Source organism: Bacteroidota bacterium (genome assembly GCA_041658205.1).
GTDB lineage: Bacteria > Bacteroidota > Ignavibacteria > UBA10030 > UBA8401 > UBA8401.
Genome location: JBBAAO010000002.1, coordinates 610,276 through 627,010, shown reverse-complemented (window position 1 = coordinate 627,010; position 16,735 = coordinate 610,276). Strand labels below are relative to the sequence as shown.

At 40.1% G+C, this 16,735-nt stretch carries 11 protein-coding genes and 2 tRNA genes; 7 read left to right on the top strand and 6 right to left on the bottom strand.

The features are described from left to right. Positions 1–113: 113 nt before the first annotated feature. From rsmA to WDA22_14505, 5 genes are all read left to right on the top strand, one after another. The gene (gene rsmA, locus WDA22_14525; GenBank protein MFA5834690.1) at positions 114–938 is read left to right on the top strand and encodes a 16S rRNA (adenine(1518)-N(6)/adenine(1519)-N(6))-dimethyltransferase RsmA; all 825 of its coding nucleotides are present in this window, start codon (positions 114–116) and stop codon (positions 936–938) included. Further along, a complete protein-coding gene (gene mgtE, locus WDA22_14520; protein ID MFA5834689.1) occupies positions 931–2,319 on the top strand; it encodes a magnesium transporter in 1,389 nt (462 codons plus the stop codon). The genes rsmA and mgtE overlap by 8 nt, the downstream gene beginning before the upstream one ends. A gap of 6 nt (positions 2,320–2,325) precedes the next feature. Next, positions 2,326–3,258 carry a phosphatase PAP2 family protein gene (locus WDA22_14515; protein ID MFA5834688.1) on the top strand — a complete coding sequence of 311 codons (933 nt, stop codon included), beginning with the start codon at positions 2,326–2,328 and terminating at the stop codon, positions 3,256–3,258. Between the two features lie 515 nt (positions 3,259–3,773). Beyond that, positions 3,774–3,850: transfer RNA gene (locus WDA22_14510), tRNA-His, on the top strand. An 86-nt stretch (positions 3,851–3,936) separates the two neighbouring features. After that, positions 3,937–4,008: transfer RNA gene (locus WDA22_14505), tRNA-Glu, on the top strand. A 234-nt stretch (positions 4,009–4,242) separates the two neighbouring features. Here the strand turns inward: WDA22_14505 and WDA22_14500 are convergent. Both WDA22_14500 and WDA22_14495 read right to left on the bottom strand, forming a co-directional pair. Next, positions 4,243–5,214 carry a T9SS type A sorting domain-containing protein gene (locus tag WDA22_14500; GenBank protein ID MFA5834687.1) on the bottom strand — a complete coding sequence of 324 codons (972 nt, stop codon included), beginning with the start codon at positions 5,212–5,214 and terminating at the stop codon, positions 4,243–4,245. 24 nt (positions 5,215–5,238) lie between these two features. Beyond that, positions 5,239–6,537 carry a YCF48-related protein gene (locus tag WDA22_14495; protein MFA5834686.1) on the bottom strand — a complete coding sequence of 433 codons (1,299 nt, stop codon included), beginning with the start codon at positions 6,535–6,537 and terminating at the stop codon, positions 5,239–5,241. 543 nt (positions 6,538–7,080) lie between these two features. Here WDA22_14495 and WDA22_14490 point away from each other — a divergent pair. After that, a complete protein-coding gene (locus tag WDA22_14490) occupies positions 7,081–7,338 on the top strand; it encodes a type II toxin-antitoxin system RelB/DinJ family antitoxin (protein MFA5834685.1) in 258 nt (85 codons plus the stop codon). Further along, positions 7,338–7,607 (top strand): type II toxin-antitoxin system YafQ family toxin, encoded by a 270-nt coding sequence (locus WDA22_14485; protein ID MFA5834684.1) that lies wholly within the window; start codon positions 7,338–7,340, stop codon positions 7,605–7,607. The genes WDA22_14490 and WDA22_14485 overlap by 1 nt, the downstream gene beginning before the upstream one ends. Positions 7,608–7,653: 46 nt before the next feature. Here the strand turns inward: WDA22_14485 and WDA22_14480 are convergent, their stop codons facing one another. From WDA22_14480 to WDA22_14465, 4 genes are read right to left on the bottom strand one after another with little or no spacing between them, the layout of a single operon-like run. Beyond that, positions 7,654–10,524, bottom strand: coding sequence for a T9SS type A sorting domain-containing protein (locus WDA22_14480; GenBank protein ID MFA5834683.1), 2,871 nt, complete (start codon positions 10,522–10,524; stop codon positions 7,654–7,656). A gap of 39 nt (positions 10,525–10,563) precedes the next feature. Next, on the bottom strand, positions 10,564–12,951 hold the full coding sequence (locus WDA22_14475; GenBank protein MFA5834682.1) for a T9SS type A sorting domain-containing protein: 2,388 nt from the start codon (positions 12,949–12,951) through the stop codon (positions 10,564–10,566). A gap of 30 nt (positions 12,952–12,981) precedes the next feature. Beyond that, positions 12,982–15,330 (bottom strand): T9SS type A sorting domain-containing protein, encoded by a 2,349-nt coding sequence (locus tag WDA22_14470; protein MFA5834681.1) that lies wholly within the window; start codon positions 15,328–15,330, stop codon positions 12,982–12,984. Positions 15,331–15,369: 39 nt separating this feature from the next. Then, on the bottom strand, positions 15,370–16,719 hold the full coding sequence (locus WDA22_14465; GenBank protein MFA5834680.1) for a T9SS type A sorting domain-containing protein: 1,350 nt from the start codon (positions 16,717–16,719) through the stop codon (positions 15,370–15,372). Positions 16,720–16,735 lie beyond the last annotated feature (16 nt).

Below are 16,735 nucleotides of genomic sequence, written 5' to 3'. Positions count from 1 at the left end.
GTTAATATGAAAAGAAAAAAAGAGAGAGGCAAGAATAAGCATTGTTCATTGAAATACGTCCTCTCATTCGTTATATTCATACACGTTTAGTCACTCTGTTCATTGGAAAACTCATGATGCATCGCGCAAAAAAATCTCTCGGCCAAAACTTTCTTCAAGACCCAAATGTGGCGCATAAGATCGTACGTGTCTTCGACGCTACGGCGAACGATCCGGTGGTTGAAATTGGCCCGGGGAAAGGTGCTCTGACATCTCTGCTTCTTCAAACACTAGACCATATTACGGTGATTGAATTAGACAATGAACTTGCCCCGCTGCTGCAAGAACAATTCGGCGAAAAAATCAGCGTCATTCATCAGGATATACTCAATGTTTCGTTGACAGAGCTGAAAGAAAAAATGGGAAAACCGCTCCGCCTCATTGGCAATATTCCGTACAACATTACAACACCGATTTTGTTTCATGTAGTTGATTCCCTTCCTGCGGTGAAAGATTTTCTGGTGATGATGCAGACAGAAGTGGCACAGCGTATCGTTGCAAAACCACGCACAAAAGAATACGGCATCCTCTCTATACTATTGCAATATTACAGCACACCAAAAATGCAATTCGCTGTTTCTCGCAATTCATTCTTCCCCATTCCCAATGTATCATCGGCGATCGTCCATCTGGATTTTGATCAACCATTCTCCCAACGAGCGGAAAATGATCAATTATTCCGGAAGATTGTCCGCGGAACGTTTGGTAAACGCCGCAAAACATTACGCAATGGATTAAAGGGGTTGGATGTTCCGGTTGCTGAATTAGAAAATTTATCGGTCGATCTTGAATTGCGTCCGGAAGAACTTTCCGTGGGAGATTTTGTTCAGTTGAGCAATGAATTGATCCATTGTGCCCCGCAAATCTTACAAACATCAACGGAGGAAGTTGATGGCTGAAAACACCTACACATCGCAGGAATTGATTGAGGTTGATGATGAATTGATGGATGATCTTCGGGATCTCATTCAATCCAAATCTGATTTTCTTATCAAGAACATCCTTAACGATTTGTATCCGACCGATATCGCACACATCATCAACCGTCTGGAGTTTGCAGAGGGCGATTATTTGTTCTCACTCCTTTCAACAGAAGACCAAGGAAAAGTAATTGTTGAATTGGATGATGATCATCGTGAGCATTTCCTGCAGACTCTGCATAGCGAACAAATCTCTGATATCGTTGAAGAACTCCCTTCGGACGAAGCGACCGACATCGTGTCCGAACTTTCGGATGAAAAAGCGGAAGAAGTGTTGGACGATTTAAGTGCCGAAAATTCGCAAGACTTAAAAGAACTTCTGCAGTACGATGAAAATACCGCTGGCGGTATCATGCAGAAAGAAGTCATCACGGTGAACCAGAAGGATACCGTGAAAAAGGCTATTCAAGCAGTGCGACGTGCAGCGAAGGATGACGTAGGGCAGCATTTATATTTTGTCTATGTCGTGGATGAAAATGATAAACTGGTAGGATCACTCTCCATCTCAAATCTTATCCTCCTTTCTCCAGCCCGGCGGATCTATAAAGTGATGGATTCCGACATCATCAGTGTAAAAACGGATGTTGATCAAGAAGAAGTTGCCAATATTTTTAAGAAATACAATCTGATAGCGGCACCGGTTGTTGATTTTTCCGGCAGGGTTGTCGGACGAATAACCGTTGATGACATTGTTGATGTTATCGAAGAAGAAGCGTCTGAAGATATCTTCCGCCTTGGCGGCGTTGGGACCAATGAACGGATATCCACTCCTCCGCTTACTTCGCTGAGGAAACGACTTCCCTGGTTGTCGGTATATCTTTTTACTGGATTAATCACCTCCAGCATTATTAATATTTTCCATAACACCATCGAATCACTGGTTGTGCTTGCCGCATTGATGCCGATTGTAGCAGGCATGGGTGGAAACGCTGGAACACAAGCAATCACTTTAATGGTTCGCGGTATTGCCCTTGGCGAAGTGGATTTCTCTAATGCACGAAAAGCTTTAATTAAAGAAATCTCTGTGGGACTACTAAATGGTACACTGGTTGGATTTCTTGCGGGAGCTGTTATTGCAATCATCTATGGAAATTTGATGCTCGGCGTTGTGATGTGTCTAGCAATGATCACCAATTTGTTCATTGCTGGCTTAATGGGAACTCTGGTCCCGCTCGGACTTAAATGGGCAAAGATTGATCCGGCATTGGCGTCGGCAGTACTTGTTACAACATGCACAGATGCTTTCGGTTTCATTTCATTCTTAGGATTTGCCACGCTTTTTCTTTCAATGTTAACATGATCTTTCATGAAACGATTCCCCTTTCTTCGCTCTGCTGATGTCGTCACCATTGCTTTTATTGTTTCCCTGAGCATACTGGAAATTCTTTTTGCTTCACGGATTGAACGCTGGGTGTTCTTTGTCTCCATGAATGTCTTGATCTGCGGTTTCATCTATTATAGCGCGCAATATACGGCTTTCAAAAAAGCAAAAAGTAATATCATTATTCAATTGTTCCGTGATTGGTATCTTGTCCCCAACATACTCTTTATCTATACACAAGCTTCATCCATCACATACACTATCCATCAACGAGATTACGATTCCATTCTGATCATCATTGATCAATGGCTGTTTGGTGCTAATCCTACAGAATGGATCTATCAATTTGCTCATCCATTCATTACGGAAATTCTTCAAATAGCGTATTCATCGTACTATCTTTTTTTTATTGCATTATTTTTTGAACTGTACCGTCGAAACGATAAGACAGCATTCCATTTCGGAGCCTCGTTGGTTGTGTATGGATTCTACCTGTCTTATATCGGATATCTCTTGTTTCCGGCGATAGGACCGAGATTCACCTTGCATAATTTTTTTGCGACGGAAACGGAGCTACCGGGAATTTTTTTAACTCCTTATCTACGGGAAATCGTCAATGCCGGAGGTGGAGTACCTGTGGGAGTGATAAATCCTGCTGCTTTAGTTCATCGTGATGCATTTCCAAGCGGCCACACTCAATTAACTCTGGTATTGATGTATGTTGCATTTACAACAAAGACACATATTCGATGGTGGTTGTTTGTGGGAGGATCGTTATTGATTATATCGACAGTGTATATGCGATATCATTATGTGATTGATGTTTTGACAGGAATTTTCTTCTTCATATTCACTATTTGGAGTGGAAAAAAGATCACTAGATGGTGGAATGATGTAAACAAGGAAAATGATTCGTAGATAAAAAAATCAAAATCTCGCCACAAAATCACGAAAACACAAAATATCACAAAAAGAACCTTGCACGATACCATACATTTAGTGCAATTTTGAGCATTGATATTTTTGTGGCGAATAAATACGAGAGACCTCTGAAAAATCTCAAATCAATGTCATTCCGAGGAGCGGAGCGACGAGGAATCTCATTTTTTTGACGAAAATCAAATCTGAGATTTCTCGCTGCGCTCGAAATGACCATGGAAACATAATATTTCAGAGGTCTCTACGAATTAATATTGTTTAATGAAAACATCTTGCCTGACTGACGATTTTTTTTTATATTTGTATGCTAAATAAGCCATCCTGATACGTTCGGATGGTTTTTTGTTCTATAGCTTAGTTCTTTTCCATGGTGGCCATAGCTCCAAAATTTCCCACAAGTACTTTTTACGAGTGGTTGAAATTTTGAGGAACCCGACTTTGGAAATCACCTGGTGTCGGGATCAGCCCCAAAGATTTTTTTGTTTTTTTTCATGGTGGCCATAGTTCAGTCGGTTAGAACGCCAGGTTGTGGCCCTGGAGGTCGTGGGTTCAAATCCCACTGGTCACCCCAAAACACAATGACCAATTGACAATTAACAATGAACAATCTCTAAGTTGATAATTGATCACTGTTCATTGTTTACTGTTAATTGTACTGCTCCCATCGTCTAGGGGTTAGGACACGAGCTTTTCAAGCTTGTAACACGGGTTCGATTCCCGTTGGGAGTACAAACAAACCACTTTTTTTTACACGAAAGAAGTGGTTTTTTCTTTTTAGCCCACACCACAGTCTGTATAATCTTCTTCGGTTTTTATACAGTTTGGTATACAGTTTATATTTTCAGTCTGACTCAATTCTCTCCTAATAAATAAAGAAATTCACTTCATTTAGAACAGCTGAAAAATAGAAAACGGAGGTGGTTAGGCTCCGTTTTTTTTGCGACAATACTTCCCTTTTTGAAGTTATCTCAATAGAACCATTTTCATCGTTTCTACAAAAGTCTTACCTGAATTCTGCGTTGATGTTGCTTCAATCCTGTAGAAATAAATCCCTGAAGATAATTGAGACGCATTAAAACTTTGTTCGTAAGAACCCACATCCTTAGTTTCATTCACAATTTCAGAGATTTTCTGACCCAGAGTGTTGAAGATGGAAAGTCGGACAATACTTCGTTCTGGAATACTGAAAGTGATTGTGGTGGATGAATTGAAGGGGTTGGGGTAGTTTTGTGACAGCTGATATTTATTTGGGCGTTGTGTTGTGCGAGAATAGATGTTAAGTAAGTTTGAAGACATTAGTGACGCATCAATATTCAGCCAGGTCGCTCCAAAATCAGATAATAAAGTAAAGATAGAAGACTTACTAGAAATCAAACCAACATTACTTTTTAAATAATATTTTTTAGAGTGTGTAGTGCGGCTATCGTCTATAATAAAACCTACTACATTACCAGTATCTGATTTCAGCGTATCATATCTTGTCATATTTGTTTCATCGTCAAAACTCCATATTTTGCTTGTTCCCTTTAGCAAATGATTTTGTGAATTAATGAATTCTAATAAAATTACAAATTTCTCTTCAATCCAAGTGTAAGTAGTATCCTTGTCACCAGGATAGGATGTTGTGTAATAAACAATTGAACTTTCTTTTTCGGTAATTCTCCATTCAATATGGTCTGATAAAATTGTTTTTAAAACGACTTGATGGTTGATATAACCATATTTTATTTTATCGCAAGAATAATTTCCGTTGTAGGAACCTTCCCGACTTGAGTATAAATATGTCGCATCCCACCCCTCTTTAAGAGGAAATAAATCGACGAGTTGACAAAGTGAATACTGCTGAATGAATAACATCAATAAACATATTTGTAGCATTCTATTAATTCTTGTAAAATGTATTTTCATCACCAAACATCTCATCATCGTTTTCATACATCGCACTCCTTTCACGAACTGTTACCGTATTAATATCATTTTCTTCGTTTCAACAAAAGTTTTTGAATTACTTACGGGCGTAGCTTCAATCCTGTAGAAATATACGCCAGAGGCGTATCCGCCTTTGGCGGAAATTCCTGATGATAATTGAGACGCATTAAAACTGTGTTCGTAAGAACCTGCATCGTTCGTTTCGTTCACTATCTCAGAAATATTTTGACCGAGAGTGTTGAAGATGGAAAGTTTGACAGTACTTCGTTCAGGAATGCTGTAAGTGATTGTTGTGGATGGATTGAATGGGTTGGGGTAGTTTTGACTAAGTTCAAAGTTTTGCGATATATTTCCATTTGGTATTTCCTCAACCCATACTACACCACCAGTTGTAGTACGAAGAATAGTGCCACCATCTCCAACCGCCGTTCCAGTGTTTGCATCAGTGAAGGATACTCCTCCTATCAGAACGGTAGTCCCGCTCGTCTGTTTCGCCCATGTGGCTCCTGCATTGGTTGTGCGTAGGATAGTGCCCTGGGCTCCCACTGCAGTTCCATTGTTGGAATCAGTAAAAGAAATTTCCCAAAGAGTATTCGTAGTTCCACTAGACTGCGGCGTCCACGTGGCGCCTCCATTCGTTGTGTGCAGAATGTTGCCAAGGTCTCCAACGATAGTCCCATTCTTGGAATCAGTGAAAGAAGTTTCATAGAGATGGTTGGTCGTTCCGCTTGTTTGGGTAATCCATGTGGCACCTGCATTGGTTGTGCGCACAATAGTACCAGAAAGTCCAACTGCAGTACCATTACTAGAATCAGTAAAAGAAACTCCCGAAAAACCATTCGTTGTACCGCTTGACTGCGGTATCCAGGTGTTTCCTCCATTCGTCGTGCGCAGGATAACACCATAATTAGCCACTACTGTTGCGTTACTGTCATCAGAACAAGAAACTTCTTGTATATGATATGTTGTCCCGCTTGATTGTGTTGTCCATGTGGCACCTCCATTTGTTGTGTGCAAGATAGTGCCGTAAATTCCTACAACCCAACCGTTCAAAGGATTACTGAAACATATTCCAATGAGCATATTCGTAGTACCACTTGTCTGGCTCGTCCATGTTACTCCACCATTGGTCGTACGCAGAATGGTGCCTGATTGTCCCACTGCTGTCCCATTATTTGAATCGGTAAACCATACTCTATCGAGATGAGTAGTTATCCCGCTTGTTTGATGAATCCAACCCGTTTGTGCGTAAGTTTCGCTAACATATATCAATCCAAACAAAACAGGAACGACAAAGAACAAAATAAAATATCTGAAAATATTTTTCATAAAATCTCCTGCTTATAAGTGATGAGATGGCAAGCGCATTAATAATTTAAAATAACTTATTTACTATCATTTCCTGAGGATGTTTTTATCTTGATTTTACAGAATTTATTTTCCCGGCAGTGCCGGTGGGTGGAATAAGAGAAGAGATTATGATGGAACCGAAGGTCCCTGAGTCCAATTCGCGGCATGAGCCGACGAATAGTGTTTCTATGTGAAGCAAAGATACTTTTATAATAACGGTGTGTCAACTACGCATTCTCGTAGGAATGAAATTTCTAATAATGTTACAGACTGATTCATCTCTTTTACTGGAATACAGTTTCTGTAAATGTATTATGAACTCAGGCAATCAATAAAGGCACTGGTATTATAAGAATCAGACATTATTTACATCGGACTGGTTGACACCTTCGCAGGAACCGTTACCTTCCACTGTAGACAAAACAACAAAAAATATACGTGAGGATTATTTTGGTGTCTTCAGCAATATTTGACTTTGTCCTGCATATGTAATACATTGAAGAAACAAAAAGAGAAATTTCTATGGCGCGAACAGCAATGGTACAGGCACGAATGGAACCGAATTTAAAAAATAATGTTGAAAAGATATTTTCTGCCGTCGGCCTTAGTGCGACTGAAGCGATAACGGTATTTTATAAGCAGGTGGAATTACAACGGGGTATACCGTTTGAAGTGAAGATGCCAAACAAAGAAACTCGCGCGGCGATTGCTGAAGGACGCAAAAGACACGGAAAGAAATTCATGTCAACGAAAGCTCTTTTTCGGGAGCTTTCAAAGTAATGATTTCCATATGGCGGGTATCAAAATTTAAAGCCGACTATAAACGGTGTCTGAAGCGTGGTTGCGATATGAATATGCTTCACGCAATTATTGAATCTCTTGCAGATGGAAAAAAGCTCGATGCCCGCTACAAAGATCATTCTTTACAAGGTGAATATAAAGATTGCAGAGAATGTCATATACAACCGGACTGGCTCTTAATTTATATGCTTACCAGTTCAGAGCTTGTTTTAGTGCGGGCAGGAACACACTCTGATTTATTTGATTAAAAAGCACTTTTTACATTTTTGGTTTGATTTTCTCCAAGCCCCCTCACTACCGCATTAAAACCATTTTCTTCGTTTCCACAAATATCTTACCCGAATTCTGTGTTGATGTTGCTTCAATCCTGTAGAAATATACGCCAGAGGCGTATCCCAGCCCAACCGATGGCTGGCGGGCGCCTTTGGCGGAAATCCCTGACGATAATTGAGACGCATTAAAAGTCTGTTCATAAGACCCTACATCCTTCACTTCGTTCACAATCTCAGAGATTTTTTGACCGAGTGTGTTGAAGATGGATAGTCGGACAGAGCTTCGTTCAGGAATACTATAGCTGATTGTTGTTGAAGGATTGAAGGGGTTGGGGAAGTTCTGTCGTAGTGCAAACGACATTGGCAATTCAATATTCTTCGTGACATCGTTCGGAATTCCGTCCCAATCCCACGAAGTGATTTTTCCATAAATATCCCAACCTTTATATCTGCGGTTATCCTGCCAAGTAAAAAAGATATTATTATTGTTTGCTGCGACCACAGGATTTAATTCGCCATAATTGGGTCCATCAGCAACAACTCTAAAATTCGAACCCCATAGTGTCCCGTCGGAATGAAATCTTTGAGCAACAATATCGGGATTCATAAGACCATATCGGTAATCGACCCAAACAATAACATAATTTCCATTCTCATCCATTTCAATATTGGGAGTTATTTGATCTGCATTACCAGCATCATCATTGATTTTTAAATTCTGCCCGATGGCAACTCCTAATGAATCATAACGCTGCAGATAAATGTCGATGTGTCCATTTCTTCCATCCGACCATACAACGACAATATTCCCTTTGGGATCGATGGAGAGAGAAGGATCTTCTGATATTGTAAGCGCTGTATCAGTATTGACACAAATAGCTACTCCAATAGTGTCACCGGAAGAGGATAATCGCTGCAGAAATATATGTGGCTTGCTTTCTCCGTAATACGATGACCAAGATAGAGCACCTTGTCCCAATTCATTTTGCACAATTTTGGGAGATCCACAAAATGCGGAATCCCGGTTAACCTTGATGGAATCGATCACTTTGCCGAGGGACGGTGAGTATTTGTACAGGTAGACATCTGAAGCGATCGGAAACCACCACCCTTTAATTTCTCGAATTCCTGCTACATAAATATTCTCTTCTCCGATTTTTGGAATTGAAGGAGATCCTATTCCCATTACAGCATGATGAATATTTCCCATATATCCATCTTGTGCGTTGAAATTTCGAAACAGTACGTTTTCCTCATAATCCGTATATTCAGTCCACGCAACAATAGCTTTACCCGTCTGGTTCATCACAACGATTGGTAATCTATTTGCAGTTCTACTATAATCACTTGTGTCGAAATATGAGCAAATCCTTTTATTTTTTCCTTGTGCCGAACCATCTGCTCCGAATTGTTGTAGATAGACGTTGTAACTCTCATTTCCTGAGGGGATCTCACCACCATCGAGCCAAGTAACAAGAGTGGTTCCGGTTTTGTTTATTGCTATCGAAGGGAGAGTTTGGCTGGCAAATCTTTTTTCATTGTTTATGTCAATATTGTTTCCCAGGGGTGAACCCAAAGAACTATATCGCTGGAAATATGTACTCCAATAATAATCTTTTGCCCACGATATTATGAAATCTCCTTTGCCATCACTGACGATACCTGGGCGATACGAATTACTGCTGATTTTCGTTGGGCTTCCTTGTGCGATACCTGAAGAATCGTATCTCTGAAAATATAAATCTCCTTCGCCCCATGTAACGACAACATTTCGGTCTTGATTTATGGTAACTGAAGGAGGTGATCCAGTATTGCCAAAATTACCGTTTACCTTGATATTATTTCCCCGAGCAACGCCGTCAGATGAAAACCGTTGCAGGTAAACCTCAAATCCACTTACAGGTGGATTGTTGCGCAGATCCGCCCATACAACAACAAAATCACCGCTTGCAATCATTGATATGGTTGGACAACCTTGATATTTATTTCCTCCATCATCATTAACTTTTACATTTATTCCTTTCGGTAATCCATCGGATGAATAGCGTTGTAAATAAATATCTGAGTTTTCTGCAGGACTATTAATTCGTGACATCCATACAACCGTAAACATTCCAATACTGTCAATACCAATCGATGGATCCGAGACATCTTCATGAACGCAAATATTTTTTCCTTGTGGAATACCTAAAGCATCATATCGTTGCATATAGACATCCCACTTATTATCATTTGGATCACCATTCGTTCTTCGTGTATCAGTCCACACAACAACTACATTTCCGTTTTGATCAATTGCGACTTTGGGGTATGAATACACATATGGTGCGACAGAGGAACCATCATTTACTTTTACATTCCTTCCAACAGGTTTTCCTTCGGCAGTATAACGTTGCATGTAAATTCCTTGTTTTCCATCTCGATCGTCTGGCCATACTATCACGAAACTACCATATTTATTTACGGCTACCGAAGGTACCCATTGCTGTGCTAACACCGCATCATCATTTACTTTGGTGCTCTTTCCAAACTCAATGCCGTCGGGAGAATATCGTTTCATGTAAATGTCATCATTATCGTTTCGGTTATCTACCCAAGTCGCCACGATATTCCCAATTTGATCCATACCCACTGAAGAGTATCCCGACCTAATCGGCATCATTGCAGTATCGTCACTCACAAGGAAATCGTCTTTGATGATGCTCTGCACTATGGGAATTTGTTTCTCAGAAATTGAAGAATTATTCATGGCATGACGATGCATTTGTTTTTGCATACGTTCAAGATTCAAATTATTCTGCACTCTTTGAGTTTTTACCCACTGTCCCATCAGCTGTGTAGAAATCATTCCGACTAAAATCACCACCCCAAAACATCTCATCATCGTTTTCATACATCGCACTCCTTTCGAGAGAGTTGCAAATGAATATTGCTATCGTATCAAAACCATCTTCTTCGTTTCCACAAAAGTCTTTGAATTATTTACTGATGTCGCTTCAATCCTGTAGAAATATACGCCAGAGGCGTATGCGCCTTTGGCGGAAATCCCTGATGATAATTGCGAGGCGTTAAAAGAGTGTTCATAAGAACCAGCATCTTTCGTTTCGTTCACAATCTCAGAGATTTTTTGACCGAGTGTGTTGAAGATAGAGAGCCGGACATTACTTCGGTCAGGAATACTGTAACAGATTGTTGTTGATGGATTGAACGGGTTGGGATAATTTTGATAAAGAAAATAGATTTCAGGTATACGGTCCGATATTTCACTGTTAACTTGAGTAATTGTCTGAGATTGAAAAAATCTCAAAATTTCGAGCGTTGCATTAATATCAGGTATTGTTGGATACGCTAGCATATGAGTATAATACGGACCCGGCCAGGCATGTGATCCACCAGTGATTTTATAGAAAACAACAGGTGCACATTGAGATGATAAGCGTTGCACTGTGTTGGAGTTTTGGGGAAAGGGATCACTAAGGTTGACAGTATCTAGCGTAGTGCCGCACGATAGATATGACAACCATTTGAACAGAGACTGCTCAGCACCGAGGTACCCACTTCTTCCATTGTATGGGACAGCAGCATCGGCTGTACTGTGGAATGATATTAGAGAAATTGGTGAAGCGGGTCTTACTCCTCCGTCATTCGATTGAAGCAATCCGGCAACGGTTGCAATTCCTTTTATTTTCTTTCTGGTGTTCAATCCAAATGTATATGTCATGTACGCTCCGTTTGATTGTCCTCCCACAAAAATGTTATTCGTGTCAATTCGAAATTCCGTCACCATCGTGTCGATGAGAGCGTTAATGAAGTCAGTTTCTGCACTATACCATTGATCCTGTAGGGATTTGGGTGATACAATAATAAAATTCATTGTATCGGCAATAAGATAGAATCCATACGTTAGTGTACTTCCCGGTGAAAGACCGGCGCCGTGGAGAAAGATCATGAGCGGAAAATTCTTACCTGTACCATCATACGCTCTCGGGAGGAAGACATTCATATTTCTTTTGTTCCCCCCAAAGGAAATATCCCTGATGATATATTTTGGTTGTGCACCAACGGCAACCCGCTTGCTATATTCGGATTCAATTGCTCCTAAATCCGGAGCTGTTCCATCGGAATCTGGGCGAACATTTCCGAGATAATCCAATAGCGAAGGCGATACATATTCGCTGTCGAGCTGCTCACGCATACTTCCTCTGGCAATGGCTGGACTCAGGGGTGATGGCCGGAATAACACCGTATCGGCAAATAGTGGTTCTTCGTCGATTATATCAATTCCAAAATAGCCGCCTCGGATGAGATTTTTCATGCTCCCTTTTAAACGAGAATTATCGGTGGCAATTTTTTCACCGACAGTCCAAACGATGTTCTCTATTTCTGTACCGTCACCAGGATTCCATATGATGTTATTCAGCATTTTGACGGATACATTCCATGATATACCTTCTGCACCTTGATTAGCGGTGTTAAAACAAATTGTATTATTGGTCATTGTTACAACCGGTATTCCAACAACCCACTGGAATATCAGCATGGCACCGGCAAAGAACGAGCTTTGATTCCTCACAATAATATTGTTCGCAAGTTTGATCTTGGAATTCCCCCAAATAGTCACTCCGCCGCCAGCAGCCTGAGAAGATCCGTTTGCTTTGTTGTCTCGTATGATATTAGATTGTATTTGTCCATTCATTGCAATTGCCACACCACCTCCAAACGATACATAGCCGTTAAGGGAGTTATTAGAAATGGAATTGTGTTCAATGATGATAAAGTTGGAATTCTCGTGTGCGTTACTTTGATCCCATGCGCAGAGTGCCGCTCCTAGTGGATATGTACTTTTAATTTCATTGTTAATAATGTGATTATGAACGATTGTACCTCCGTTGCCGAAGAGATCAATTCCACCTCCGACTACAACAATCTTTGATGTGAGAGGATCGTCATGTTTATTTCCTTTCCCACCTTGTATCGTAAATCCGCAAAGTTTCGATGCGCTATCGGTACCAGCGTCGAACGTCACTACAGATGCAGAATCGATATGATTTGGACTACTGCCATCAATAATTGTTTCGGAAATATGTGCAGTGTCATTGTCTACGATGAATCGCGAAGCAATGATAATTTTTTTTCCAAGATACCGGATGTTTTCAACGTAGAGGCCATGATCGACCAAAATTGTATCTCCATCCATTCCTGCATTAATTGCCTGCTGGATTTTCGCATAATCCTGCGGGACTTTGCGGATGGACGCAATGGACAGACTGTTTAAGATAAAAATGAATGTCAGTAGTACGGTAGATAATGTTGTTTGCATAAAATCTCCTGAGACATTACATCTGCGTCTTTATCTTATCAACACCATCTTCTTCGTATCCATAAAAGTTTTCCCTGAATTCTGTGTTGATGTTGCTTCAATCCTGTAGAAATATACGCCAGAGGCGTATCCCAGCCCGACCGATGGCGGGCGGGCGCCTTTGGCGGAAATGCCGGATGATAATTGTGATGCATTAATAGATTGTTCGTAAGAGCCAGCATCCTTCGTTTCGTTCACAATTTCAGAGATTTTCTGGCCGAGTGTGTTGAAGATAGAGAGTCGGACATTGCTTCGTTCTGGAACAGAATATCTTATAGTGGTTGATGGATTGAACGGGTTGGGATAGTTCTGCGCGAGAATAAATTCATTTAGAGCGATATTGATTTTAGTATTACGCACATCTAAAACAATTGATGAAAGAGGCAAAGACCATAAACCATTTTCATTGACACTGGCAAATAATACACTATCAGTAACAGCAATGTCGCTTATTCTATCATCCGGAAGTAAGCCATTTACAGTTTGCCATGTACTGCCATTGTCGCTTGAACAAAATACCCCGCCGCCTTTTGAAATAAAGTCTGAACTGAGGGAAAAAATATATTTATCAGTTGTGATAATTTTGGATATGTGCAGCATTTTTGGGCCAGCGTTGGCAGAATACCATGATGCTCCACGATCGCTGCTTCTGAGTACGCCTGATGAGTCTGTCCCTGCAAAAATGAATGTCGTTCCTGATTGAGTAACCTTTGTTGCTAAACTGATCACTCTTTTAGGGCCTTGACCTGTGAGCGCCCAATTATTGCCGTTGTTTGACGTGATAAAAACACCGATCCGCGTTCCCGCAAAAACATAATGCATATTTTGTTCGTGAATCAAAGCAAAAGCATACACACTACTATCAGACAAACCAGTATTCTTTTTCTGCCATGTCATACCATTATCAATGGATAAATAAATACCCCTATTAGTATTATCATCACTAAACTCCCCTGCGTAGTAAGTCCCTTCGTGAACCATGAATGACCTGCAATTGGGTCCATTCATAAAATCAATCCATGTCCGTCCGCTATCTGATGATTTAATGAAATTACAATATTGTAATGGTCTACTACTATTTTTCGCATCAAATGTTAAGGCACTGCTCATAAATCCATATAAAACAAAAATATCTGTCCCGTCAAAAACAACATCGGAAATATGCATCTCTCTCCCTAAGTCAGGTGTTATAAGCTTCCATTCTTTCTGGGCATTCGTTGATATGTACATTGAACTAGACGGACTCTCAAAGTACCAACCATGATATTCCAGTATTGAAATATTCCCGTTTGTGGCAACCAAGTTAATTGACCCTATACCACTTTCCCCGTTGGTCATTAATGGCAGGAAAAGTCCTTTATTGGCAATGTTCCATTTTGTTCCACTATCAATCGAATAACAGACACCCTTCCATCCTGCAATAAAAATTCTTTGCCCATGAAGATATTTTTGTCCCGCCCATCCCAATGTAGGGCCTATAGGTAATGTCCCTATTGATGTCCAAATTTCACCCAGGTCTGTGGATCTTGATAAAATATTTTCTTTTACACGATAGAGATTATTACCTTCAGTGAAGTAAGTTGTTAATGCAGGTTCTCCACTCATATTAATACTTGTCCAGTTATTACCTAAGTCTTTTGAACGATACAAGGGATCACCACTTGACCAGCTTTGTGCAAAAAGAATTGTGTCATTATTGATCGTGACCAATGAAAACATATTATAAACTCCTAGCAATCCTGTATTCGACCAACTCACACCGTCATTAGCACTGACGAACAAAGTTCCGATGGTGTTGTCGTTTAATGAAGCATAAATCTTTTCTCCAAAATGCCATATTCCATAAACTGTGTTTCCAGTGTAAGGAAGTTTGTTTCTATTTGTCCAGGTTTCACCAAAATCGTACGAAACGTAAATTGTATCTTTCGATAAAACATAAAGAGCAGTCCTTGAGTGTGTTATGTTATCAACACGAGAGCCAGGATATGTTTGAACAGATGACCATGTAAGCCCATAGTCTGTTGATTTTATTAAATCACCACAATTTGCAAACACTATTGGTGTTGATTGCGTTGGATATATTACCGTAAACTTCACAGCATACATCAAAGGTTTTGGATTAACGATCAGTATCCAAGAATCCCCCTCGTTCGTTGATCTGTAAATGCCGCTGGATGTTGCTACCAACATAATGAGATCTCCAGAAGGCTGAGAGATTGAAACCTGGTAGAATACACAAGGTCCAACGGGTCCGTTAGCCGGTTCCCACTGAGCCATCACCTGGGTAGAAATTGTGCCGACAAAAAGTATCATCACCAAACATCTCATCATTGTTTTCATACATCGCACTCCTTTCACGAGAGTAGCAATTGAATATTATTATCGCATTAAAATCATTTTCTTCGTTTCTACAAAAGTTTTACCAGCATTCTGAGTTGATATCGCTTCAATCCTGTAGAAATACATCCCTGAAGATAACTGAGAAGCATTAAAACTGTGTTCGAAAGAACCTGCATCCTTCGTTTCATTTACTATCTCAGAGATTATTTGACCGAGAGTGTTGAAGATGGAGACCCGGACAGTACTTCGTTCTGGAATACTGTATGTGATTGTTGTTGTTGGATTGAAAGGGTTGGGGTAGTTTTGTGAGAGAGAATATTTTTCCGGCAACCGAGATGAAGATTGTTTGACATCGGTAATCATTTCGGAGAGTGGACGACGCCAAATACCACTGTCGGTTCCTGCAAAAAGATAATTTCCCTTTGCTACTAAAGTATATGTTACGAAAGCTTTCAAGCCCGAATCGACAACTGACCAACTCATTCCGTGATTTGTAGAAAGAACAATAGCCCCTAATTCTCTCTTATCATCATACCAGCTCGCATCTGAACGTCCAGCAAAAAGATATGGCCCGCCATCACTTTTTTGTACAATGGCTAGAGTAGTAAAATAATATAATATAGCCCCAAGGCCGAAATTGGTTTTCCAATTTTCCCCATTATCAGTTGACTGCACGATAAAATATTCTGTAACACCCAAACACGAACCAACACCTATCCCATAAATATTGCAACCATCCACAACAAATGAAAAACAATTTCCATTAAAATCTTTTAAATCAAAAATATTCAATTGATTCACTGTCGACCAGGTTTGACCACTGTCTTTGGAACAAAAAGCTTTATATGGATAACCACCAATAATATATGCTCCCACAAATAGATTCTTGCCCGATGTGAAAATGTTTTCAATAAATATATATGTTGTATCAACTTTCCAACTTGAACCACTATCTGTTGAAATACCTAGACAACTTCCACCGGCAAAAAGTTTGCCTCCGTAACTGTGGAGAGAAGAAATTCTGTTAAGCATAGTTGGAGGTAAACCATAGTTTACTGCAGTCCAATTGGTTCCTAAATTGGAAGACTTAAAAATACCTTCACCACTCTCATTTACATTTCCAGTGCCCAAATACAAATTATTGCCATCGACCATAATACATGATATTTTTAAGTTTGTTAATCCTGTATTCACAGCAACCCAATTTAAACCGTTATCAGTTGACCGATATACACCGCTGTCACTTCCAGCAAAGAGATAATTTCCACTAACCGCGAAAGAAGTAATGTTCCTGTTTTTCAAACCCGTTTGCTTCCACTGCGCCATCACCTGTGTCACAATTGTTCCGACAAAAAGCAGCACCACCAAGCATCTCATCATCGTTTTCATACATCGCACTCCTTTT